Origin of the sequence: Vibrio kanaloae, from assembly GCF_024347535.1 — a bacterium.
GTDB classification, from domain to species: Bacteria; Pseudomonadota; Gammaproteobacteria; order Enterobacterales; family Vibrionaceae; genus Vibrio; species Vibrio kanaloae.
In genome coordinates, this window is the sequence record NZ_AP025497.1 from 2,940,566 (window position 1) to 2,964,013 (window position 23,448).

General features: G+C 43.0%; 25 protein-coding genes. 13 read left to right on the forward strand and 12 right to left on the reverse strand.

Annotated features, from left to right (window positions below; all coding sequences use genetic code 11):
* Positions 1–107 precede the first annotated feature (107 nt).
* From rfaD to OCV24_RS13250, 5 genes are all read left to right on the forward strand, one after another.
* Positions 108–1,049, forward strand: coding sequence for an ADP-glyceromanno-heptose 6-epimerase (rfaD, locus tag OCV24_RS13230; RefSeq protein WP_150879062.1), 942 nt, complete (start codon positions 108–110; stop codon positions 1,047–1,049).
* 134 nt (positions 1,050–1,183) lie between these two features.
* On the forward strand, positions 1,184–2,140 hold the full coding sequence (gene lpxM / locus OCV24_RS13235; RefSeq protein ID WP_150879064.1) for a lauroyl-Kdo(2)-lipid IV(A) myristoyltransferase: 957 nt from the start codon (positions 1,184–1,186) through the stop codon (positions 2,138–2,140).
* 81 nt (positions 2,141–2,221) lie between these two features.
* Complete coding sequence (locus tag OCV24_RS13240) at positions 2,222–3,349, forward strand: O-antigen ligase family protein (protein WP_244291739.1); 1,128 nt, start codon at positions 2,222–2,224, stop codon at positions 3,347–3,349.
* Positions 3,342–4,088 (forward strand): glycosyltransferase family 25 protein, encoded by a 747-nt coding sequence (locus tag OCV24_RS13245; protein ID WP_150879068.1) that lies wholly within the window; start codon positions 3,342–3,344, stop codon positions 4,086–4,088. Before OCV24_RS13240 ends, OCV24_RS13245 begins: the two co-directional genes overlap by 8 nt.
* A gap of 4 nt (positions 4,089–4,092) precedes the next feature.
* Complete coding sequence (locus tag OCV24_RS13250; RefSeq protein WP_102508075.1) at positions 4,093–5,172, forward strand: glycosyltransferase family 4 protein; 1,080 nt, start codon at positions 4,093–4,095, stop codon at positions 5,170–5,172.
* 46 nt (positions 5,173–5,218) lie between these two features.
* Here OCV24_RS13250 and OCV24_RS13255 read toward each other — a convergent pair whose 3' ends face one another.
* The 3 genes from OCV24_RS13255 to OCV24_RS13265 are packed head-to-tail and all read right to left on the reverse strand — an operon-like array spanning position 5,219 to position 7,963.
* On the reverse strand, positions 5,219–6,151 hold the full coding sequence (locus OCV24_RS13255; RefSeq protein WP_102508077.1) for a polysaccharide pyruvyl transferase family protein: 933 nt from the start codon (positions 6,149–6,151) through the stop codon (positions 5,219–5,221).
* Between the two features lie 3 nt (positions 6,152–6,154).
* A complete protein-coding gene (locus OCV24_RS13260; protein ID WP_102508080.1) occupies positions 6,155–6,922 on the reverse strand; it encodes a glycosyltransferase family 2 protein in 768 nt (255 codons plus the stop codon).
* Between the two features lie 9 nt (positions 6,923–6,931).
* Positions 6,932–7,963 carry a CDP-glycerol glycerophosphotransferase family protein gene (locus tag OCV24_RS13265; RefSeq protein WP_102508082.1) on the reverse strand — a complete coding sequence of 344 codons (1,032 nt, stop codon included), beginning with the start codon at positions 7,961–7,963 and terminating at the stop codon, positions 6,932–6,934.
* A 132-nt stretch (positions 7,964–8,095) separates the two neighbouring features.
* Between OCV24_RS13265 and waaA the strand changes: the two genes are divergently transcribed.
* A complete protein-coding gene (gene waaA, locus OCV24_RS13270) occupies positions 8,096–9,358 on the forward strand; it encodes a lipid IV(A) 3-deoxy-D-manno-octulosonic acid transferase (RefSeq protein ID WP_102508085.1) in 1,263 nt (420 codons plus the stop codon).
* 16 nt (positions 9,359–9,374) lie between these two features.
* Here waaA and OCV24_RS13275 read toward each other — a convergent pair whose 3' ends face one another.
* Complete coding sequence (locus OCV24_RS13275; protein WP_102508087.1) at positions 9,375–10,088, reverse strand: 3-deoxy-D-manno-octulosonic acid kinase; 714 nt, start codon at positions 10,086–10,088, stop codon at positions 9,375–9,377.
* Positions 10,089–10,183: 95 nt separating this feature from the next.
* Between OCV24_RS13275 and OCV24_RS13280 the strand changes: the two genes are divergently transcribed.
* The 3 genes from OCV24_RS13280 (at position 10,184) to OCV24_RS13290 (ending at position 12,824) form a co-directional block, all read left to right on the forward strand.
* The gene (locus tag OCV24_RS13280; RefSeq protein WP_150879070.1) at positions 10,184–11,266 is read left to right on the forward strand and encodes a glycosyltransferase family 9 protein; all 1,083 of its coding nucleotides are present in this window, start codon (positions 10,184–10,186) and stop codon (positions 11,264–11,266) included.
* Between the two features lies 1 nt (position 11,267).
* Positions 11,268–11,750: a pantetheine-phosphate adenylyltransferase gene (coaD, locus tag OCV24_RS13285; RefSeq protein WP_102508091.1), complete on the forward strand. Its 483-nt coding sequence runs from the start codon at positions 11,268–11,270 to the stop codon at positions 11,748–11,750.
* Positions 11,751–12,059: 309 nt separating this feature from the next.
* On the forward strand, positions 12,060–12,824 hold the full coding sequence (locus OCV24_RS13290) for a glycosyltransferase family 25 protein (RefSeq protein WP_150879072.1): 765 nt from the start codon (positions 12,060–12,062) through the stop codon (positions 12,822–12,824).
* 77 nt (positions 12,825–12,901) lie between these two features.
* Here the strand turns inward: OCV24_RS13290 and OCV24_RS13295 are convergent, their stop codons facing one another.
* The 6 genes from OCV24_RS13295 to radC form a co-directional block, all read right to left on the reverse strand.
* Positions 12,902–13,906, reverse strand: a complete 1,005-nt coding sequence (locus OCV24_RS13295) for an NAD-dependent epimerase (protein WP_010433784.1) — start codon at positions 13,904–13,906, stop codon at positions 12,902–12,904.
* Positions 13,907–13,997: 91 nt separating this feature from the next.
* Complete coding sequence (gene mutM, locus OCV24_RS13300; protein WP_150879074.1) at positions 13,998–14,807, reverse strand: bifunctional DNA-formamidopyrimidine glycosylase/DNA-(apurinic or apyrimidinic site) lyase; 810 nt, start codon at positions 14,805–14,807, stop codon at positions 13,998–14,000.
* A 3-nt stretch (positions 14,808–14,810) separates the two neighbouring features.
* On the reverse strand, positions 14,811–15,371 hold the full coding sequence (locus OCV24_RS13305; protein WP_102508095.1) for a hypothetical protein: 561 nt from the start codon (positions 15,369–15,371) through the stop codon (positions 14,811–14,813).
* Positions 15,372–15,577: 206 nt separating this feature from the next.
* On the reverse strand, positions 15,578–15,745 hold the full coding sequence (gene rpmG, locus OCV24_RS13310) for a 50S ribosomal protein L33 (protein ID WP_002535344.1): 168 nt from the start codon (positions 15,743–15,745) through the stop codon (positions 15,578–15,580).
* Positions 15,746–15,758: 13 nt separating this feature from the next.
* Positions 15,759–15,995, reverse strand: a complete 237-nt coding sequence (gene rpmB / locus OCV24_RS13315; RefSeq protein WP_004728407.1) for a 50S ribosomal protein L28 — start codon at positions 15,993–15,995, stop codon at positions 15,759–15,761.
* Positions 15,996–16,286: 291 nt separating this feature from the next.
* Entirely contained in the window at positions 16,287–16,961 is a 675-nt protein-coding gene (radC, locus tag OCV24_RS13320) for a RadC family protein (RefSeq protein WP_029626885.1), read from the reverse strand.
* A gap of 225 nt (positions 16,962–17,186) precedes the next feature.
* Between radC and coaBC the strand changes: the two genes are divergently transcribed.
* The 3 genes from coaBC (at position 17,187) to lpxL (ending at position 20,178) form a co-directional block, all read left to right on the forward strand.
* Complete coding sequence (gene coaBC, locus OCV24_RS13325; RefSeq protein WP_150879076.1) at positions 17,187–18,428, forward strand: bifunctional phosphopantothenoylcysteine decarboxylase/phosphopantothenate--cysteine ligase CoaBC; 1,242 nt, start codon at positions 17,187–17,189, stop codon at positions 18,426–18,428.
* Positions 18,429–18,567: 139 nt separating this feature from the next.
* On the forward strand, positions 18,568–19,158 hold the full coding sequence (gene slmA / locus OCV24_RS13330) for a nucleoid occlusion factor SlmA (RefSeq protein WP_017055639.1): 591 nt from the start codon (positions 18,568–18,570) through the stop codon (positions 19,156–19,158).
* Between the two features lie 39 nt (positions 19,159–19,197).
* Complete coding sequence (gene lpxL / locus OCV24_RS13335) at positions 19,198–20,178, forward strand: LpxL/LpxP family Kdo(2)-lipid IV(A) lauroyl/palmitoleoyl acyltransferase (protein WP_017055638.1); 981 nt, start codon at positions 19,198–19,200, stop codon at positions 20,176–20,178.
* Between the two features lie 173 nt (positions 20,179–20,351).
* On the opposite strand, the gene pyrE is transcribed toward lpxL, so the two are convergent.
* Together pyrE and rph are read right to left on the reverse strand one after the other, a co-directional pair.
* Positions 20,352–20,993, reverse strand: a complete 642-nt coding sequence (pyrE, locus tag OCV24_RS13340; RefSeq protein WP_017059267.1) for an orotate phosphoribosyltransferase — start codon at positions 20,991–20,993, stop codon at positions 20,352–20,354.
* A 232-nt stretch (positions 20,994–21,225) separates the two neighbouring features.
* Positions 21,226–21,942: a ribonuclease PH gene (gene rph / locus OCV24_RS13345; protein ID WP_017055636.1), complete on the reverse strand. Its 717-nt coding sequence runs from the start codon at positions 21,940–21,942 to the stop codon at positions 21,226–21,228.
* 332 nt (positions 21,943–22,274) lie between these two features.
* Here rph and OCV24_RS13350 point away from each other — a divergent pair, with 332 nt between their 5' ends.
* Entirely contained in the window at positions 22,275–23,141 is an 867-nt protein-coding gene (locus tag OCV24_RS13350) for a YicC/YloC family endoribonuclease (protein ID WP_017055635.1), read from the forward strand.
* The last annotated feature ends 307 nt before the right edge of the window (positions 23,142–23,448 follow it).

Below are 23,448 nucleotides of genomic sequence, written 5' to 3' on the forward strand. Positions count from 1 at the left end.
CTTAGCTTGTCGTATCATACTCCGGTTGGGGAATTATTCCACTAGCCCGCTTTATCCATTCCTTGCTATACTCGATACAGTTTTGTATTCAAAAGAGTTAGAAAATTATGATTATCGTAACGGGTGGTGCTGGCATGATTGGCAGCAATATTGTTAAGGCGCTTAATGAAGCGGGCCACAACGATATTCTAGTCGTCGACAACTTAAAAGATGGTAAGAAATTTAAGAACCTTGTAGACCTAGACATCACTGATTACATGGATCGTGATGACTTCCTAACTCAAGTCATGGCCGGTGATGATTTCGGTCACATTGAAGCGATTTTCCATGAAGGTGCATGCTCTGCCACTACCGAGTGGGATGGCAAATACATGATGCTCAACAACTATGAATACTCAAAAGAGCTACTTCATTACTGTGTTGAGCGTGAAATCCCTTTCTTATACGCCTCTTCAGCGGCGACTTACGGTGAAACCGATACTTTCATCGAGGAGCGAGAGTACGAAGGTGCATTGAATGTCTACGGCTATTCAAAACAGCAGTTTGATAACTATGTTCGTCGCCTAACCGCGGATGCTGCAGCGTACAACGAAACGCTACCACAAATCGTAGGGTTTCGTTATTTCAATGTATACGGTCCGCGTGAGCAGCACAAAGGCAGCATGGCTTCAGTCGCATTCCATCTCAACAATCAAATGAACGCCGGTGAAAACCCGAAGTTGTTTGCAGGTAGCGAAACTTTCAAACGTGATTTTGTGTATGTCGGTGATGTCGCGGCGGTGAACTTGTGGTTCTTAGAAAATGGTGTATCTGGCCTCTTTAATCTAGGTACAGGCAATGCTGAGTCGTTTGAAGAAGTCGCCAAGGCAGTTATCAAGCACCATGGTAAAGGCGAAATCGAAACGATTCCTTTCCCTGAGCATTTAAAAGGCGCTTACCAAGAATTCACTCAAGCAGACCTAACGAAGCTTCGCGGTACAGGTTGCGATATCGAGTTTAGAACAGTGGCGGATGGTGTCGCTGAGTACATGAAGCTCGTAAACGCTTAACGGTATATTTCAGATTAGGACCAATAATACACCCTACTTTTAGCGTGTATTATTGGGAATGTCTAACGAATATAATCATTCCCAGAGTAACCGATATTAAGTTAACTCTCTGATTTAAATAATGTAGTGAATGAATGACCACACAACGCAATGATTTTGATCCAAAAGCTTACAATCCTGAGTTTGAATGGGGGTTTCTAGCACCTAAATACTGGGGAACTTGGATTGCTGTTTTGTTATCGTCTTTAGTCTGCTTCTTACCTAATAGCATTCGTTTAGCATTAGCTAAGTTTATGGCTAAGCAAGCTGTAAAAATCAAGAATAAGGCTAACCGCCGAGCTCGCGTAAACCTTGAGATGTGCTTTCCCGAGCAACCGGTAGAACAGCGCGAAGAAACTCTCTATCAGTCATACGTTACTTCCATCTCATTTTTGATGGGATTTGCTTCACTGACACTCAAGAGTAAAACTTGGCTAGAGAATAACACCTCGATAAACGGCCTGAGTAACCTAACCGATATTACGGACAGCGGCGAGAATGTGATCTTGCTGGTACCACACACATGGGCTATCGATATCCCAGCGGTATTGCTGGCATCGCGTAACCTTCCGGTATCAGCCATGGCAAAAGCACAAAAAAACAAAGTCAGTGACTGGTTAATGCACCGACAGCGCGTGCAATACGGCGGTCGTGTTTACGACCGTAGCGGAGGCATCAAGCCTTTCATCAAGTCAGTACGTGATGGGTACCTGGGTTACTATCTCCCTGATGAAGATCTTGGCCGTGAGCACAGTGTCTTCGTAGACTTCTTCGCGACTCAAAAAGCAACTATTTCAGGCCTCGGACGACTATCAAAACTGAGCAAGGCTAAAATCATCCCTCTGTTTGCTCAATACGATAGCAGTACAGGCCAATACACCCTTGACTTCTACCCTGCTCTACCATTCCCAACAGGGAGTGAAGGGCAAGACGCACGCATGATGAATCAATGCATTGAAGATTACGTGAGTAAGAATCCTGAACAATATATGTGGATCTTAAGACTGCTTAAGACTCGTCCTGAAAGTAATATTAATCCTTATAATAGCTAGTGTGTAATAACTATAATGACTCTTATCAAACGCAGCCTACCCCTTTTGCTGATACTGCCTTATTTTTTTTCGGTAACAGGCATGCTTGTATTAGATAATGGTGATAAAAAGCTTATTCCATTTATTATACTTAGTATAGTGATTAGTATATTTTTGTATAAAAAAGAGCTAATCATTAAAAATATTAAACATCCATTTATATGGCTATTATCTCTATTATGTATATATACAATATTTAGTTACTATTACCATGGGGCAAGCTCTAGAGAAACAAGAGCACTGCTTGGAGCGACACTGTTTATTTTGTTTTTTCCATATCAAATCCTTACTCAAAGAGTGATTCAATGGATAGTTTTAGTCGGTAGTTTTACAGTATGTATCAATAGCATCTATTTCAACCTGTATATAGGTATAGAGCGTGATGCTGGCTATATAAACCCGATACCTTACGCGACAGTGTGTGCATTGATATCCATAATCGCTTTCTCTTTATTTCTAGATAACTCACCTTTAAAGAGAAAGGTTCTTCCTATGATAGCTTTTTTGCTATCATTACCCCCTATAATCTTAAGTGAGGCTAGAGGTATCTGGTTAGCGTTCACTTTAAGTATCTTTATTATAATAATAGCTAAATGTATTAAAAATCCTCCGTCAAGAAAACAAATATTATCTTCTTTTATATTTACAGCCATTTTAGCCTCTTCTGGTGCTTTTTTATTTAAAGATAAAATAGTTCAACGATATGATAGTACCATTTATGAAGTCAAAAGAATTCAAGCCGATGACTATAGAACGTCTTTTGGTCTTAGATTACAAATGTGGATGTTAGCTCCTGAGTTAATACAAAAAAAGCCGTTACTTGGACAAGGGCATGAACAACAAAAAATATTACAAACAAAGCTAGATAAAAATGAAATATCCAATCAACTTTATTATTATGCTTCCAGTCATTACCACAACCAATTTTTAGATAAAGCGGTTAAGTCTGGAATTATAGGTTTAATACTTGTAATTGGACTTCTACTTTATCCAGTAATGATAGTTAAAAAATTACCATCACTCGATGCATATATAGTGATTGGTTTAGTTAGTCTATTTTTCATTGCTGGATTAACGGATGTTCCTTTTAATCATCCTCAACCCCTGATGCTGTATTTATTGTTCCTAGTCCCTATTTGCTCAAGATGTAAGAGAGTTACCAATGACTAAAATCTTTGTCATAAATTTAGAATCTTCCACAGATAGAAAAGAAAACATTAGTCGTCAACTAGATGAACTATCTCTTCCTTTTGAGCTATTTTCTGCCGTGGATGGCAGAACATCACCTCCTCATCCGCTACTTAAGCGTTATAATGATGATTTAAGCCAAACATACCGAGCAAAAACACTAAGCGCTGGTCAGTTAGGGTGCTATGCAAGCCATTACTTATTATGGCAGAAGTGTGTCGAACTCAACCAACCAATAATCGTAATTGAAGACGATGCTCTTATATTTAAAGAGGCATTCCTTAACTTCATACAAGATATTAGTGACATCCCCGAAACTGTAGAGTGCATAAGATTATTCAAAAACAAGCGCCGTAAATATGATTCTTACGAAGTGCTCGAAGCGAAATCTACTAGTATTCACAAGTTCACTAAAGGGCATATGAGTGCAACAGCCTATTTCTTAAGGCCTTCAGGAGCTAGAAAATTCCTTGAACACTCAAAAGAGTGGTATATGGCTGTAGATATTTATATGGACCGATTCTGGCAAAACGAAGTCGAGTGCTACGGCACTGCAGTACCCTGCTTAACGAACGACCCTAAGTTTGATTCTGATATCGGATATGAAAAACGCACAAGCACCAGAAGTTTATTCAAGAAATGTAAGCGTGAATGGTTCAATTTAAACGAAACTATCCAACGTCACCTACATAACATAAAATTCAAATACTCGAAGCGGTAATCCAATGAAAATTCTTATTGCTAGTTCCTACTATCATGCTCGAAATAGTGTACGTCCTGAAGCCGAAATGTTTATAGAAATGGTAAAGCAAGGTCATGAGGTCACAGTTCTTACCCAAGGCGATGCAGAATACGCTCAACGGTTTCAAGAAAATGGCGTAAGAGTTGTTGATGCCTACCCAAATAAAAAGATTTGTTTAAAGACTATCAAAGCTTATAAAAAAGAACTTAATAATAAAAGCTATGACATCTTTTATGCATTTAACTCCAAAACAATCCCAAACGCGGCGTTTGCGTGTATTGGCACAAAAACAAAATTAATCACATATCGCGGGACTACAGGTGGTCTGTATCGTCATGATCCTTCAGCCTATCTTACTCACCTGCACCCAAAAGTCAGCGGCGTTGTTTGTGTATCAAAAGCTGTTGCTAACGACGTCAAGAAGAGAGTTTGGTGCAATAAAGACAATGTAGTCACCATCTACAAAGGTCATGAACTAGACTGGTACACTGTTCAAGCAAATAAACCGGAAGAATTTGGCTTAGATTCCAATAAAGTCGTTGCTGTGTGCGCTGCTCATGTAAGACCCAGTAAAGGAATTGATGTTCTAATCAGAGCTACACACTTTGTAGATAATCCCGACTTCCATCTTCTTTTGATTGGCAGTGGCTACGAACCTTATTTCGAAATGGCCAAAGAAAGCCCTATGTCGGAAAGAATACACTTCATTGGTCACAGAAAAGATGTGCCATCTATAATGGCAATGGCTGACTTTCAAATCCAGCCATCAATCAGTGGAGAAGGCCTTCCAAGAACGATAGTTGAAGCCATGGCTAATGGGACACCATCCATCGTAACGACAACTGGTGGCTCCCCAGAACTTATTGAAGAAAACGAAACTGGCTACATTGTTCCCGTAAAAAACGCCCAGTTATTAGGTGATTCTATAAACAATATGGCGAAGAATAAAGAACATTGCGCGGAGATGGGACGTAAAGCAAAAATCAGACTTCAACGCTACTTTTCGTCATCAGAAACAGTAAAACAGCATATTAATTTTTTTGAAAAACTAACTAAGAAATGATCTGATACTAAAAGGGCAGGAAAATGAGTTAACCTGCCCTAACGATTTAGTTTTGATCTTTGATAATTTTACTTATCACTTCTTTTTGAATTTCGACTATCGCATTGAGTTGTGCCAAAGAGCTCAATTGGTAATTGCTCTTGTCATTGGCTAAAACTTTAAGCTTCAATTGTAAATTTTTCATATCGTCATTAGAGGCCAGTTTGTACACAGTCACGAGTGACAGCCACTTTCTCGATGAAGATTTAAATAATTTAGCTACATTTCTCTTAAACGTATTTTCTAACAATTTACCAATGGGCATCTTATTAACACTAATAAAAGGTAAGTCGTGTAATATTAGCTCTACATCCATAGATTCAGCAAAGTCATACCACTTTTCATCGTCAAATGCCGGGGAGAAACGAACTCCTTTCCAAGGGATGCGAAGTGCGTCCGCAATAATTGCACCGTGCATGGCCTCAGTCACAACGGACTCACACTCTTGAAGAGCCAACAAAAAAGTCTCGACCGGTTGTTTTGCTGTAATGTATGTTAAACCTATCTTCTGGCAAACTTTATCCCAATCGATAAAATCTTCACTACGATGATGAGGTATAAATCCAATCTTCCCTTTTTGTATTTCCGCTTTAGGGAAGTCAACTTCACGAAGGAGATAAGCACCATCTCCAACCACCAGTTCGGGTTTTAACCCTAATTTTTTTGCCGTCCTAGGTCCTCTTACACCATAAACAGCACACTTATCAGATAACTTGGGGACGTTCCACTCCCATGCACCTGATGAGAAAATAATAACTTCGTCCGCACCTGAAAGCGTTTTATTTAATCGCTTCTCCGTCAAAATCGTCCCTATGCCTAAAAAATAACGAGAGCTATCTTCTACAATCAAGTCACCAAACAGTTGTGGCCATAGCCAAGGGTTAAGATCATCCCCTACATTGTAAGTATCTGACAGGCAGTACTCTAATTTAAAAGCCACTGGTTAACTCCTTTCTTTTTCGATAAGCCACAAGCCAACATATTTATTGAAATTCACTTGAGCGTAGGTCATAGCCATGATGAAACCGACACTGCCATCCATAAAGCCACGGCGGATAATATAGACCAAGAAGAACGTCCATATTGCTCTTATTAGAGCAAGGAATAGGCCGTGTGACTTCTTACCTTTACGGTGATATTTTTGAGAACCAAGCCAAGCATATTGCGCTGCTTTATCTAAGCCGTGCCCATAATCTCTGTGGGTATAGTGGAGCAAGTAACCTTTCAGAGTGCCCGTCGTTCCTTGTTCCGGTATAGCGGTTTCATGAACTTCATCCAACGTATATCGAGAGCCCTCTCTTTTAAAGAGTCTCAACACAGCACGAGCACTGCGGCCATGTTTTAGAGTCGTGCCATAAAGCGTCACTCCCCAAGGCAGTTTGTACGCAGTGTGTTTGATTTGATCTTGTTTTAATAGTTCAACAAGAGCGTTGCTCATCTCTTTATCGAGAGCTTCGTCAGCATCAATTGATAGCACCCAATCACATGTCGCTTTATCTAGCGCTCGCTGCTTTTGCTTACCAAAGCCAGGCCAATCTGTGATTGTCACGTTATCTGTATATTTTTGGCATATTTCAACGGTTGCATCTGTTGAGCCACTGTCTAAAACAATCAGTTCATCGGCAATATCAACAACAGATTTAAGGCAAGTTTCAATTCGGTCTTCTTCATTCTTGGTAATAACAATGACAGACAGGGTATGTTTTCTCATTATTCAGCCCTAGAATTTCCAATAGTTTAATGATTTACGGATTTTAAAGTTACGAATCCAATTTTTTGGCTTGTTATCTTGCCAGCCGCTTTCTAGCACATCAGTAATAGCACTCAGAACTCTCGCTGAGGATTGCCCATCTAAGTAAGGGGTGATTGATGGACCATAACTGGCGATAGCTTTGTCTCTTGTTTCATCAGGTAGCATCGCTTGCTTAATTGCTGACTCTAACAGCTCGGCTTGAGTAATATTAATAAAGCTTGCTTGAGGGTCTCGATTATTTACCGTGACTACCGGCTTATTGAGCAACAAGAATTCCTGAAATATCGATGAGTTATCACACACCATCACATCAGCACGATGTTGCATTTCAATCACTCGGTCATTATCGAAAAACAGAAGATTATCGCCTTCCAACGCCTGATACTTTGCTCGGGTCTCTTGCTTCATTTTCGGATGAAGAGTCACTAACCATTGCCACTGACTCAGCTGGCTGAGGCGCTTAAGTTCTTCATAAACCAACTCAGCACACGATAAGCTTGGCGAAAACGTCGAAGCAAATAGAATTTGGGGTCTCTCGTAATTGTGTTCACTTGCTTGATAATTAAACAAGCTATCCAGCTTCAGCCACCCGGTTTCTTTTACTTGAAAATAGCCACGCTGTTTGGCTAATGGCTCAAGTGAATTGGTTCTTTCATGGCCTTCTGTGCAATACAAATCAAATAGACCACGCTCAGGGTATAAGTTCCCACGTTTGCTTTCGTTCAAGCCATGGAATACTTGTACCTTCATCCCTGAAACAAATGCAGGGACACGATCGCCGGGAACTAAGACGGCATGGGGATTAAAGGTCACCGCTTCGTCTAAAGAGACTCTTTGCTCTTGCTCTAATAACAAGTGCTCGGACGCATCGTCACCCACCAGTAGCCATTTTACATCATGACCAAGTCGCTTCGCATAGTCATAGAATGGGCGAAGGATAGCAAATGAATAATTTTGCTCGACGTAGAGCAAGAAACGATAGGTTTGATCGGTTTGCATAAGCGAGGAGATAAAATTCACCATGTCCGTTTGAAAGTGCAACTAAGCATTTAATTATAACGCTCTTTACTTTCGAGATTGAAGAAAATACTCTTCTGAATATTGATTTTACCTTCTGGTGTCACTGTTCCTATGCTTATACGACTTATCTATACTCTCATATTGTCATTAGCTTCTCCGCTACTGCTGTATGGGCTTTATAAGAGCAAACCTGGAAAGCCAAGTTTTGGTCAGCGTTGGAAAGAACATTTCGGGATCACACCGCAAACTCAAGGTAAGAATCCTATCTGGATTCACGCAGTATCGGTTGGTGAATCGATTGCCGCCGTACCTATCATCAAGCAACTGAAGCGACGCAACCCAAACCAAGCCATTATCGTTACCACGACAACCAGCACGGGTGCAGAGCAGATAGAAAAACTCGGTGATTTAGTCGAGCATCGCTACATGCCGATTGATTTTTCTTGGTGTATTCGAGGTTTTTTGAAGAGTGTTCAGCCTAAACAGATGCTAATCATGGAAACCGAGTTATGGCCAAACACACTGCACTGCGTCGCGAAAGCTGGAATCTCCATTTCGGTACTCAACGCTCGCCTATCTGAACGCTCGTGCCAGCGTTATGCTAAATTCCAAGCCGTTTTTGATCTCTTAGCCAAAAATCTCTCTCAAGTACTTTGCCAATACCCAAGTGATGCTGAGCGTTTTATACGATTAGGGTTAGATAAAGCATCTGTGCATGTGACTGGATCGATCAAGTTTGATATTGAAGTTTCAGCTGAACAAGTTGAAAAAGGCAAAGCATTGAGGAAACAGATAGGTTTTGAACGCGATGTCTGGATTGCTGCTAGTACTCACCAAGGTGAAGATGAAATTGTTTTAGATGCTCATAAGCAACTTCTAACAGACAACCCAAGAGCGTTATTGATGATTGTACCTCGTCACCCTGAACGATTCAGCCAAGTGACGGAACTGGCTGAACAGCAAGAATTCAACACTATCACTCGAACGAGTCAACAGCCAATAACGCCTGATGTTGAAGTCTATATAGCTGATACGATGGGAGAGATGTTGGTATTACTCGGTGGCGCTGATGTGTGTTTTATGGGAGGAAGTCTTGTCGGCGATAAAGTAGGCGGCCACAATCTTCTAGAGCCGGCGGCACTGCAGTTACCTTTACTCAATGGCCCTAGCTATTTTAACTTCAGCGAGATCACAAACAAACTGCTGGAAGCCAATGCCGTGGTTATTTGTCAAGATAGTAGTGACATTGTAAGCCAACTCAGAGAGCTGTTCACCCAACCTAAATTACGTAAGAATAAAGGCTTAGCGGCTTATCAAGTAGTTGAACAGAACCGAGGGGCATTGGATAGCACCTTACAACACATTATTGGCTAACAACCATTTGATTTAATTAACCTTGGTAGCCTTGCAATAACAGTTCCCAATCTGACTCTTGCCATTGAATCTGGCGCTTGTTCACTTCTTTTAAGAACGAGCGCTTTAAGCGGTTCAAGTTGCCTTCTTTCCAGTCATCACCTGCTTGCTGGCGACACTTATCAAAATCAATAATCCACACCGTTTGCGAATCATCAAGCAGGATATTGTGAATGTTGAGATCGGTATGATTGACCCCTGTATCGTGCATTTTTCTTATCTCTTGGCCAATTTTACGGTAAATATTCGCATCTATCGGATGAGCAACCAAGATATCAACCAGATCTTTGGCATTGGGAATTCGTTCAGACATTAAGTCCGCTCGATAAAGCAGCCCGCTTTTAATGGCTCTAGCAGCAATGGGCTTCGGTACATTAACACCTGCATTGGCCAAGACATTGAGAACGTTGAGCTCCATTGCACAGCGCGTGCTTTCCCAATCAGAGAAACGATATTGGTCTTCGACTAGCTTCCCAAACAATCCGCCACGGCGATAATGGCGCAATGCGGCCTGTATACCATCAAGCTGAATGAACCATGTGGTACCTCGTCCTTGAGCACTGCCTGAAATGGCGTCTTGTTGCTGCCAATATTCAGCCTCAAAGATCTGATCGATATCGCCCTCTGGTACCTGAGCCAAAAGTTCAGGGTCATACCAAATTGTTTGGTTGTTGGTGCTAATTGTTTCCATCTATGAGGCCTTTGGGTCGCTTTTCGTCATTGCTATTTTACAACTAATGCGAGTATCTGCATAATTCTGATGTTATTCACTTTTTCGGGCACTTTATGTCACTGTTCTCAACTGCACCTCAATCTCTTTGCATACTTCGTCTTTCCGCTATTGGCGATGTTTGTCATGCTATTTCTGTGGTTCAAGCCATTCAGAAGCAGTGGCCTGAAACGAAAATCACTTGGATCACGGGGAAAATCGAAGCCATGCTAATCGGCGATCTTCCGGGTATTGAGGTGATTGTTTTCGATAAAAAACAAGGCTTCAAAGGAATGCGTGAATTATGGCGACAGCTCTCTGATCGTAAATTTGACGCACTGCTGCACATGCAAGCGGCACTGAGAGCCAGCGTGCTATCTTGGGGGATCAAAGCAAGGTATAAAGTGGGCTTTGGTAAAAACCGCACTCGTGAAGGTCAATCACTGTTCACCAATCGCCAACTTCCTATCTCAGAAAAGTTTCATGTGTTAGATAACTTTGCCGAATTTGCGCGATACATTGGTGTGCCTTTCGATAAACCTCAATGGGCTATTCCATTAACGCCAGAAGATGAAGAGCTAGCAATCAGCACCATAGCCAACCAACCTACACTGGTTATCTCGCCTGCTGCCAGCAAAGACTCGCGCAACTGGCTAACAGAGCGATACGCTGCTATTGCTGATTATGCTGTCGAACAAGGCATGCAAGTGGTGTTATGTGGTTCTCCGGCGCCAAGAGAAGTTAACCTTGGTAGCGACATCGAAAAATTATGCCAGTCGCCAGTAACCAACTTGATTGGCAAAACGAACTTGAAGCAACTGACTGCCGTACTGAAACATGCAACGGTGGTATTGGCACCTGATACTGGCCCAGCCCACTTGGCAACTACGCAGTCAACGCCTGTAATCGGCTTGTACGCGCACAGCGACCCTCGTAGAACAGGACCTTACAACGATCTCGATATCGTAGTGAGTGTTTATCAACAGCACGTAGAAGCACAACAAGGTAAACCAGTCGCAGACCTTCCATGGGGAACCCGTGCTAAAGGCGATGACCTAATGAAAGACATCACACTCGATATGGTAAAGCAGCAACTCGATAAGGCCTTAAACTCTAGTAAAGCACCGAATTCGAACACTACATTAAGCAAGGACAGCTAAAATGAGCACACACGTTATTTATCCAGGAACTTTTGATCCGGTGACCAATGGCCACCTTGATATCATTGTTCGTGCCGCTAGCATGTTTGACCATATTACCGTTGGGGTAGCTGAGAGCCCAAGTAAAAAGACCATGTTTGAGTTAGATGAACGAGTAGAGCTACTGCGTGATGCCGTGGCTCATATCCCGAATGTCTCTGTTGAAGGATTTTCGGGGTTGCTGGTCGATTTTGCTAAACAGCAGCAAGCGAATGTGTTGGTGCGAGGACTAAGAACAACCATGGATTTTGAGTACGAGTTTGGACTCACCAGCATGTACCGAAAGTTACTGCCGGGGCTTGAAAGTGTGTTCCTTACCCCTTCAGAAGAATATGCCTTCCTCTCTTCAACCATTGTTCGTGAAGTCGCTATACACGGCGGGGATATTAGTCAGTTTGTGCCACAAAAAGTAGCAGATGAAATAAAGCTAAAAACAACTAAATAGCTCTCTTTAGCTAAATCGTAAAATAAAATAGCGCTCATTGAGCGCTATTTTATTTTCAAAGCTATCAATTACTACAGCGAGTAATAGGCCTTATACCAATCTGCGAAAGCTTTTGCCCCTTCTTAAATTTCAACTTGAGCTTTATAGATAAGAGCTTCAAACACATCTTTAGTAACAAATTTACCTCATGAGTTTTAGGTTTATTGACATCAATCACAACCCTCGCTTACAGGAAGGTGACCAACTATCACAATAAAACAAGTAGGTGCTAACATATTCTCCTAACAACAAACACATCACTACAACATTATGAAATCATACTGTATTACCTTGAAAAATAATCATTGTAGGCAAAGATCAACAGCCGACGCCCTTAAGGATGTTCAGGTTGATTTTGAGTTTTTTATTGGAGTGGATGCAAGAGTTGATGAGCATCCTTTACTAACCAGAATTCAAGAAAGAATTTTTTTGTACAACATGGGGAGGCCCCATATTATCGGTGAAGTTGGATGCTATGCAAGTCATTACCTTATATGGCAAAAGTGTATAGAGCTCAACGAACCAGTTTTAGTCTTCGAAGATCATGTCAATATTGACGAAAACATATTTCGTAATACGCTAGCTATCGCAGAGCAGCATATTGAGCAATGTGGTTTTATTCGGTTACAAGACAGTAAAAACAAACTGCATTACTCTGTTGATAAGTACCAAAAACAAAACCTTGTAAAGTACTTGAAAGTTCCTCAAGGAACTGCCTGCTACGCTATATCTCCCAAAGCTGCACGAGCGTTTATCGAACATAGTTCGACTTTCAATTATCCGGTCGACGTCTTCTTACGGAATACTTGGGTTCATAAACATCCCATGTTTGGTGTTGCACCTGCGGGATTACAGCGTAGTAAGCAGCCGTCAATCATTCGTCAAGGCAAAGGCAAAGGCAAAGGCAAAGGCAAAAAACACTATTCAGTAGCCTTAATGAAAGCCGTTAACAAAATAAAGAGCATGACGCTCAACCTAGCAACTAATTTTTACCACTTGTCTATTTTAGGAAAAGAATACAGGCCAAAATTATAGATGCTCAGCGTTAACGATCTTCAAAAAACAAAAGTAGCGCTCAATGAGCGCTACTTTTGTTTCAAAGCTATCGATTACTACAACGAATAATAGGCTTTATACCAATCTGCGAAAGCTTTTGCTCCTTCTTGGATCTTCACTTGAGGCTTGTAGCCAACCGCTTCAAACAAATCTTCCGTATCAGCGTAAGTCGCGTACACATCACCTGGTTGCATTGGCATGAAGTTCTTTTTCGCTTCAACACCTAGAGCACCTTCTAATGCTTCAATGTAGTCCATCAATTTAACCGGGCTGCCATGACCGATGTTAAATACACGATACGGTGCAGAACTGGTTGCTGGAGAGCCTTGCTCTACTGTCCAATCCGGCTGCTTGGCTGGAATACGATCTTGCACGCGAATAATACCTTCAACAATATCATCGATATAAGTGAAGTCGCGCATCATGTCGCCATTGTTGTAAATGTCGATCTCTTTACCCGCCACGATTAAGTTCGCAAACTTGAACATCGCCATATCAGGGCGGCTCCAAGGGCCGTAAACGGTAAAGAAGCGTAAGCCTGTCGTCGGTACGTCGTATAAATGAGAATAGGTATGTGCCATCAACTCATTCGATTTCTTGGTCGCGGCGTATAGTGAGATCGGGTGATCAACACTGTCTGCTGTATGGAATGGCATTTTTTGATTCAAGCCATAAACGGAGCTCGATGAAGCATAAACGAGGTGTTCAACCTTATTATGGCGACAGCCTTCAAGAATAGCTAAGTGACCGACAAGGTTGCTATCGGCATACGCCATTGGGTTATCAATTGAGTAACGAACACCCGCTTGCGCTGCTAAATGAATCACACGGTCAAATTTTTGCTCAGCAAACAGCTTCGCCATGCCCTCTCTATCAGCAAGATCCAGCTCGATAAAGGTCAGGTTTTCATGCTCGATACGTTTCAGACGGTCATGCTTCAGTGAGACTTCGTAGTAGTCATTCAAGTTATCAATACCGACAACTTCATGGCCTGCTGCGCATAGTCGCTCTGACACTGCAGAGCCGATAAAACCGGCAACGCCAGTTACTAAATATTTCATTCTACTATTCTCAATTCATATCATTAGTGTAATTGTAGCTACTAGCCTGCCTATCTACTAGCGTAAAAAAGTGAACATAAGTTCAGTTTTTTTATACTTGGCACTGTTCACAGAAGAACGTGTTTCTCTGCCCTATTTTTAACTCTTGAATCAGAGCCTCACAATTAGGGCATTCCTCTTTCGCTTTACCATAAACCTGTAGCTCTTGAGCAAAGTATCCAGGCTTACCATCAGCTTGTGCAAAATCCTTTAAAGTGGTCCCGCCTTGTTTGATAGCGGTGGCGAGCACTTGTTTGATCTCTTTGGTTAACAAGAGCCACTCTTGTTTTGTCACTTTGCTTGCAGGGCGCAAAGGGCTAATACGTGAAGCAAATAGTGCTTCGTTGGCGTAAATATTACCGACACCCACCACCACTTTGTTGTCCATGATGAATTGCTTCACGGCGACTTTACGTTTTTCTGCCTTCTCGGCTATGTAGTCGGCATTGAAGTCGTCCGTTAGCGGCTCGGGGCCAGACCCCAGTAACACAGGATGGACTTCATCAGGCGCCGACCATAGCCAAGCACCAAAGCGGCGTGGGTCGTTATAACGCAGTACCTTGCCGTTAGTGAGCTTAAGATCCACGTGATCGTGCTTAGCTGCAGGGAAGTCTGCATCTAATACGCGCAGTGAACCAGACATCCCCAAATGAACAATGGCACTGCCAACCTTAGTTTCAATGATCAGATACTTAGCTCGACGAGAGATGGCGAGTATTTTTTCACCTTCCAACTGTTTTAAATCAAGTGGGATATCCCAACGTAATTTAGGTGTCCGAAAAGTCATCGTTTTTATTGTCTCACCAACTAAATGAGGCGAGATCCCCATACGGCTCACTTCAACTTCGGGTAATTCAGGCATAATTTATTCGTCCGATTTAGGTGGTTTGTCTGATATAGATAGCTTGTCTGATTTCAATGAATGTTCTGAGCTAAGGCTTGGAAACAGGTAGCTCTCTTCAATAGACACCGCCAACCACTGATCATTCCAGTTTTTTAACAACCAGAACTCTGGCAATTGATAATAGGTAATACGCTGGGGCTCTTCTTGGTCTTGATACCATACTTCGATGGTATGTGGTGTATTTAACCGAGGCGTAAGGTCTGTATAAGTCTGTGAGTCGACTTCCGTACCCACAAGCTCTTTCCAACGCTGTGACAACTCTTGTGCATTGATAGTTTGAGGGAAGTCTGCATCTTTGAACTGGTAAACCCATTGATTGTCTTGTTGAACGACAGACCACTTAGCAAAGTGTAACGCTTGAAGCTCTGCTGCTGGATTTAGGAGATAAGGGTAAGGGCTCTCAACCTGAGGCTCAGGCTCGATAAGGTACGCTTTGATCAGTGTTGGAAGGTTTAACACCCCAATAAAAGCGATCACGCTTAACATGAGTATGTTGTTCCACCGGCGTCCACGATATCTCATCTGATTCTGCTCATCTAATCTATTGAGCAATCAGTATATCGTGAAACGAGCAACACTTTCTATGCACACGACTTTCTGTGCGTTGTTTGCTTATCGATTAAAGGGGGAGAATTGATAATGCCTAATTTCAGATATAAAAAAACCCAGCGATTAAGCTGGGTTTTTTAACTTTTTCTTCTACTGGAGAAGAGCAAAAAAAGCATCAATTACTTGATTTTCGCTTCTTTGTACATAACGTGTTGGCGAACTACTGGATCAAACTTTTTGATCTCAAATTTGCCTGGCATGTTACGTTTGTTCTTATCAGTTGTGTAGAAGTGACCAGTACCTGCAGAAGATACTAGACGAATTTTCTCACGAATGCCTTTAGCCATTGCTTAATTCCTCTTAAACGTTTTCGCCACGTGCACGGATATCAACAAGAACAGCATCGATGCCTTTCTTATCAATAATACGCATGCCTTTAGCAGTTAGACGTAGTTTAACAAAACGTTTTTCGCTCTCTACCCAGAAACGATGAGTTTGTAGGTTCGGCAGAAAACGGCGCTTAGTAGCATTGCGTGCGTGTGAACGGTTGTTACCCGTTACTGGACGCTTACCAGTTACTTGGCATACTCGGGACATGAATGTCTTCTCCAATCGTTTCAGCTCGATATCAACCTTGGTGGCCGAACCTCTCTATCAATTAAAATAGAAGGTAAAAACCGTTATGGAAAATCCATACAAGGCTATCAAAGGTCGCGCATTATACTAACTTGACACGCATTGCTCAAGACCCGAACAGATCCTTTTTACGGATTTCGTGATCTTTTTTTGTGCAGCGCAGCTTGCTTGAGTAATCAGAGCTGATTTTAGGTCTAAAAATGTGGGCGGAATAATAGCAGATTTAACGCAACTAACAACCTAAAATGTGATTCAAATCCATCCACGCTCTGCAAAAGAGACAACTTCGCCATCTCCAACGACAAAATGGTCGAGAACTCGGATGTCCACCAACGCTAATGCATCGGTTAAACGGCGTGTGATTCGCCTATCCGCTTGGCTGGGCTCTGCGACACCCGAAGGATGGTTATGAGCCAGGATTAATGCCGCTGCATTATGGTGAAGAGACCGTTTAACCACTTCCCGAGGGTAAACCGATGCAGCATCGATGGTTCCTTCAAACATCACCTCGTCCTTTATTACCCTATTTTGGTTATCGAGGAACAATATATAGAAGGCTTCTCGCTGGCGATCGCGCAACATACTCGAAAGGTAGAGCTTGGTATGACTAGGGCTCGTTAATGCATCTCCACGAGATAACGTCTCTGCTAAATAACGTTGCGTCATCTCTAACACAGCCTGCAATTGAACATATTTCGCTTGCCCCAGTCCTTTATGGGCACAGAATTCCGTTTCCGTTGCAGAAAAAAGTTGCCGTAGCGAGCCAAAGTCTTTGATCAACTTATCGGCTAACTCTAGTACGTTCATTCCCTGTGTACCTGTACGAAGAAATATCGCGAGCAATTCGGCATCACTCAAAGAATCCGGCCCTCTATTTAGTAGTTTTTCTCTCGGCATCGATTCGGCAGGAATATTACTGATAGGCATATAAAGGCTATTTCGTTGGTCATAAATACAGTCCATCAGATTAACGGCCTTGCTCATTGAGATCCTTCAATGCAGTAGAAGGGGGTCGAGTCGATTGTAAAACCATGTAATTGATAAGTTTGATAACACCAACTTGATGCGCGTCAACTCTGTTCGAACTCTGCTTCTAGGCACTCATCCTTTGTTCTGATATCGTAAGTCCCAGAAAAATTAAGGAACAGAATCATGCAAACATTGGTTAATCAACTGAGTAACGCAGACCAACAAGGCCTAGCAGGTAAAAAAATCCTACTTGGTATTAGTGGTGGTATCGCTGCTTATAAATGTGCCGAACTGACTCGTCGCTTAATTGAACGTGGAGCACAGGTACAAGTCGTGATGACAAATGCGGCCAAGGAGTTCATTACTCCCCTCACCATGCAAGCCGTCTCTGGAAGGCCAGTGTCTGATAGTTTGCTTGATCCTGCGGCGGAAGCTTCCATGGGGCACATCGAGCTCGCAAAGTGGGCTGACTTGGTATTACTAGCACCAGCAACCGCCGACCTTATTGCGCGCATGACAGCTGGCATGGGTAACGACTTGCTGACCACTTTGGTTTTAGCAACCGATGCACCAGTTGCGGTCTCTCCGGCCATGAACCAGCAAATGTACAGCCATCCTGCGACTCAAGAAAACATCGCGACACTAAAACGTCGTGGTTGTGAAATCTGGGGACCTGCGGCTGGCGAGCAAGCGTGTGGTGATGTCGGTATGGGTCGTATGTTAGAGCCAATGCAGCTAGTACATCGCTGTGAAGACTTCTTCCAACCTAAGCCGCTTACTGGCCGTTCTGTGCTTATTACTGCAGGTCCGACTCGTGAAGCGATTGACCCTGTGCGTTACATTACCAATCACAGCTCAGGCAAGATGGGCTATGCACTGGCTGAAGCAGCCGCCAAACAAGGCGCAACAGTCACTCTAGTCAGCGGCCCTGTATCACTCGCGACACCAAGCCAAGTGACTCGTATTGATGTCGACAGCGCTCAACAGATGTTTGATGCGGTTGCAGCAAGCGCTTCTCAACACGATATTTTCATCAGCTGCGCCGCGGTTGCCGATTATCGCCCTGAGACCATCGCAGACCAAAAGCTTAAAAAGGTCGATGGTAAAGACGACATGACCATTCAAATGGTTAAGAATCCAGATATCGTCGCTTCTGTCGCTTCAATGACCGAAGGTCGCCCATTTACTGTCGGCTTCGCAGCAGAAACTCAAGATGTTGAGAAGTACGCACGCGGCAAACTTGAAAGAAAGAATCTCGATATGATTTGCGCCAACGACGTATCTGTCGAAGGGCAAGGCTTCAATAGCAGTAGCAATGAGCTGCACCTTTATTGGAAAGGCGGCGATAAATCTCTACCACTGGAAAGCAAAGACACACTTGGTTTCCAGATCCTCGATCAGATCCAAAAGCTTATTGATGCATAAACGCACAATTTTGCTCTGACAATCTGCTGACACCTCTCGATTCTGTTGACCTAGGGCTCACAAAACTAGGAAACAGAATTGAATGGTGTTTATAATCCTTCTTCACTCAATCCTCATCTTTAGGAAAGGAAGTAAATAGATGGCTGGTGCTCGAAAATCAAACCGTCGTGAAGAAATCCTACAAGCTCTCGCACAAATGTTGGAATCGACCGAAGGTGCTTCTCGTATCACAACGGTAAAGTTGGCCAAGCAAGTGGGTGTTTCTGAAGCTGCATTATACCGCCACTTCCCAAGCAAAGCCCGCATGTTTGAAGGCCTGATCGAGTTCATTGAAGAAGCGTTGATGTCTCGAATCAACCGCATTCTGGATGAAGAGAAAGACACGCTAGAGCGCATACGCCTAGTGCTACAACTTATTTTAGCTTTCTCAGAACGTAACCCAGGCCTGACTCGAATTTTGTCTGGCCATGCTCTAATGTTTGAAAATGAACGCCTGCGTGATCGCATCAACCAACTTTTCGAACGCATTGAGACGCAACTTCGCCAGATCCTGCGTGAAAGAAAGCTTCGTGAAGGGAAATCATTCCCGGTTGATGAGAAAATCTTAGCCGCTCAGCTGCTAGGTCAAGTTGAAGGTAGCTTGAATCGATTTGTTCGCTCAGATTTCAAATATCAACCGACAGAAAACTTTGATGCTTATTGGGCTCTGCTAAGCGCTCAAATTAAGTAGCAATTAAATTAAGTAGCAATCAAATCTTAAGTGATGGTTATGACGACGAAAACTTCTCCGACAAACAGCACTGCACAACACGTTATTACTAAGCCACCTTTTACTCTGGCGTTACTCCACCCTAAATACTGGGGCGTTTGGTTCGGTTTTGGGCTATTAGCGCTTATCGTTAATGTTCTCCCTTACCGTATGTTATTACTGCTAGGTCGTTTATTGGGTTCTCTTGGTGCTCGTTTTGGCAAGAAGCGCGTCGCTGTAGCAACCCGTAACTTGGAACTCGCCTTCCCAGACAAGCCAGCTGATGAAGTCGCGACAATGGTCAGTGAGAACTTTAAGAATACTGGTATGGCGCTAATCGAAACCGGTATTACGTGGTTTTGGCCAACATGGCGTTTCAAGCGCATCCTAGTGGACAAAGACACCCAAATGCTGCGTACTCACAAAGCCAACGGTAAAGGGGTTCTTCTATGCTGCGTTCATGCCTTAAATCTAGAGATCACTGCGCGAGCAATGGCGGTACTTGGCATTTCTGGTTTAGGTGTTTACCGCCCGCACAACAATCCAGCTTATGAGTTCATTCAATACCGAGGTCGTACTCAGAACGGCAATCGCTTGATTCACCGTAAAGATGTGAAACGTATGATTCGAATTCTGCGTCAGGGTGAGATCCTTTTCTATCTGCCAGATCATGATTACGGTCGTAACAAAGCTGTGTTTGTGCCTTTCTTCGCGGTAGAAGATGCGTGTACTACCACAGGGACTAGCATTCTGGCTTACACCAGCCGATGCGCAATTGTTCCGGGTTCAGGTTTTAGAAATGCCGATGGCAAGTATGAAATCATGGCCGATGAATCAATCGAAGATAACTACCCACAGAAAGATGAGAAAGCAGCGGCGGCTTACATGAACCGCTACCTTGAGAAGATTATCTTACGTGCTCCAGAGCAATGGATGTGGCTACACAAGCGCTTCAAAACAATGGAAGATCCAGAAGTGGAGCGCGGTATTCGTTATAAATAGAGTAGCCGTTATAAATAGAGTTACCGCTACAAATAGAGCGCCTATCTTTAGATAGGAAACTGCTCACTTCAATAGAAAAGTAAAAGGCCCGACAGATATTTATCTCTCGGGCCTTTTTGATTTTTCGATTCTAAACTTAGAACGCTAAACTGTTAGATTCGACATTTCAGGAATTAGATTCCGTATTGAGCGCGGTACGCTTTTACAGATTCTAGGTGCGCGGCGTCTGTGCCTTTCTCTTCAAGGAAAGTCACCAAGTCAGTCAGGCTAACGATTGAGATGATTGCACAACCGAAGTCACGCTCAACTTCTTGAATCGCAGACAGTTCGCCTTTGCCCTTCTCTTGACGGTCGATAGCAACAAGCACGCCCGCTAAATCAGCGCCGTTTGCTTGGATGATTTCCATCGACTCACGAATCGCAGTACCTGCAGTGATCACGTCGTCCACTAGCATGATGCGACCTTCAAGTGCGCTACCTACTAGATTGCCACCTTCGCCGTGGTTTTTCGCTTCTTTACGGTTAAAGCAGTAAGGCGTGTCTACATCGTGGTGATCTGCCAATGCAACCGCTGTTGTCGTTGCAATTGGAATACCCTTGTATGCAGGGCCAAATAGCACATCGAATTCAATGCCAGAATCAGCCAATGCTGCTGCGTAGAAGCGACCTAAACGCGCTAGGTCACGACCTGTATTAAACAATCCAGCATTGAAGAAGTAAGGGCTCTTACGGCCAGACTTTAAAGTAAACTCACCAAACTTAAGTACTTCTTTCTCTAGTGCAAATTCAATAAATTCACGTTGATATGCTTTCATGCTCATCCTCTAAATTAATTTACTTTCCAATTCCTAACTTCCGATCACTTCGAAAGCTAACGATGATGTATTTTCTAAATAGATAGCTCTACAACAAGGCAGCAAAATTTTTCAGCCCTATGAGCATAGGGAACCTATGTGATTAGGGTGAAAAATTGTAGCTAACACAGGTGTAGAGTTATCTATGATGAAAATAAAAAAATAGCCCCCATTTGGGAGCTATTAAAAATGATTAGTCGGCCAACGCAGCTTTTTGCGCTTCAACAATGTCAGCAATGCCCTTATTCGCCAGGGCTAAAAGCTGCATCAGCTCTTCGTGGCTGAACGGTTCGCCTTCTGCGGTGCCTTGAATCTCAATCATCTTACCGTCTTCGGTCATTACAACGTTCATGTCGGTATCAGCTGCTGAGTCTTCAACATACTCAAGGTCACACAGTGCTTGTGCACCAACGATGCCCACTGAAACTGCCGCTACGTGGCCTTTCATTGGGTTCTTTTTCAGTTTGCCGCTGTCTAATAGGCTCTTGATTGCGTCAGCCATCGCTACGCTTGCACCAGAGATAGACGCAGTACGTGTACCACCATCGGCTTGGATAACATCACAATCGACAGTGATCATGATTTCACCCATTGCTTTTAGATCAACAACTGCACGCAGGCTACGAGCGATCAGACGTTGGATTTCCATCGTACGACCACCTTGCTTACCGCTCGCCGCTTCACGACGGTTACGAGTGTGTGTTGCACGTGGCAGCATACCGTATTCAGCGGTTACCCAACCCTTTCCTTGGCCTTTTAACCAACGCGGCACGTTTTCTTCTACCGTTGCATTACATAGAACTTTAGTGTTGCCGAACTCAACTAATACAGAACCCTCAGCATAAGCTGTGTAGTTACGAGTAATTTTAATTGGACGAATTTGATCTGCAGCGCGGTCATTTGGACGCATTGGTATCTACCTTATTAACAGTCTGAAGTGATTTACTATCGAAAGAGTGCATCACCTGAGAAAGGGGTGAGACAGTTTTGATTGGGGCAAGATTATATAGCAGTTTACCTTTCAAATCTATTTACCGTTCAAAGCGATTTATCATCGAAAGCTATTTTTCGTAACAGGAGGTTTACCGTGAAAGGGGAACTACTGCGAAAAGGAAACGAACATGAAAGAAAGAATGAGGCTGAAAGGATAACTACGTGAAAAGCTCCGGCTTCGGGTGCAACCCGTATCGTGATACTATGCGTGCGCGTTATTTTCAGAATGATAAAAGACAGGAAAATTCGATGATTTATAGTATGACCGCGTACGCACGCAAAGAAGTAAAAGGCGATTGGGGCAGCGCAGTATGGGAAATCCGTAGTGTAAACCAACGCTACCTAGAAACTTACTTCCGTATGCCTGAACAGTTCCGTGGTTTAGAGCCAATCTTGCGTGAGCGTTTCCGTAAGCGTCTTGCACGCGGTAAGGTTGAATGTAACCTACGCTTTGAGGCAAACCCTGCAGCAAAGGGCGAGCTAAGCATTAACGAAGGTTTGGCTCAGCAAGTAATCAATGCTGCGAACCAAGTAATGACGATGACAGGCGAAGACAGCCGTTTGAACCCATTCCAAGTGATGAACTGGCCTGGCGTGATGGAAACACCTGAGCAAGACATGGATGCCATCAACAAAGACCTGCTAGAAGCATTCAACGAAGCAATCGCAGAGTTCATTGATGCTCGTGCTCGCGAAGGTGAGAATATGAAGGCGCTCATCGTACAGCGCTTAGATGCAATCACTGAAGAAGTCGTGAAAGTTCGTGCACGCATGCCTGAGATTTTAGAATGGCAACGTGAGCGTCTACTTAACAAGTTTGAAGAAGCGAAAATTGAGCTTGAAGGTTCTCGTGTTGAGCAAGAGCTTATCTTGCTGGCACAGAAGTCAGACGTAGCAGAAGAGCTAGACCGTCTAGACTCTCATGTCAAAGAAGCAAACGCAGTACTGAAGAAAGGCGGCGCTTGTGGCCGTAAGCTCGACTTCATGATGCAAGAGTTCAACCGTGAGTCAAACACGCTAGCATCTAAGTCTATCAGCACAGACATCACAGCATCAGGCGTAGAGCTTAAAGTTCTTATCGAACAGATGCGTGAGCAGATCCAGAATATTGAATAACAGTTTGTAAGAACAAGCTGAATCAGTGTTGATTAACTTAAAGATAAGCTCCTAAATTTAGGGGCTTTTTTTTATAAATACAATGATGCACAGCAAGAAAAATCGAAGATCAGAAAGTGAGCCGGAAAATTAGCTTAGAACGAAGTATAGATTGTGGATTACGATAAGGGTGTAAAGAAGTAATGGGGGTAATGAAAGTAAAAAGGTATTAAAGAAGTAATGGGGGTAATGAAAGTAAAAAGGTATTAAAGATATTTCAGAGAGAGATGAAGACTTGAAGCAGGAGATAGAAATTAAAGCAGAAGGT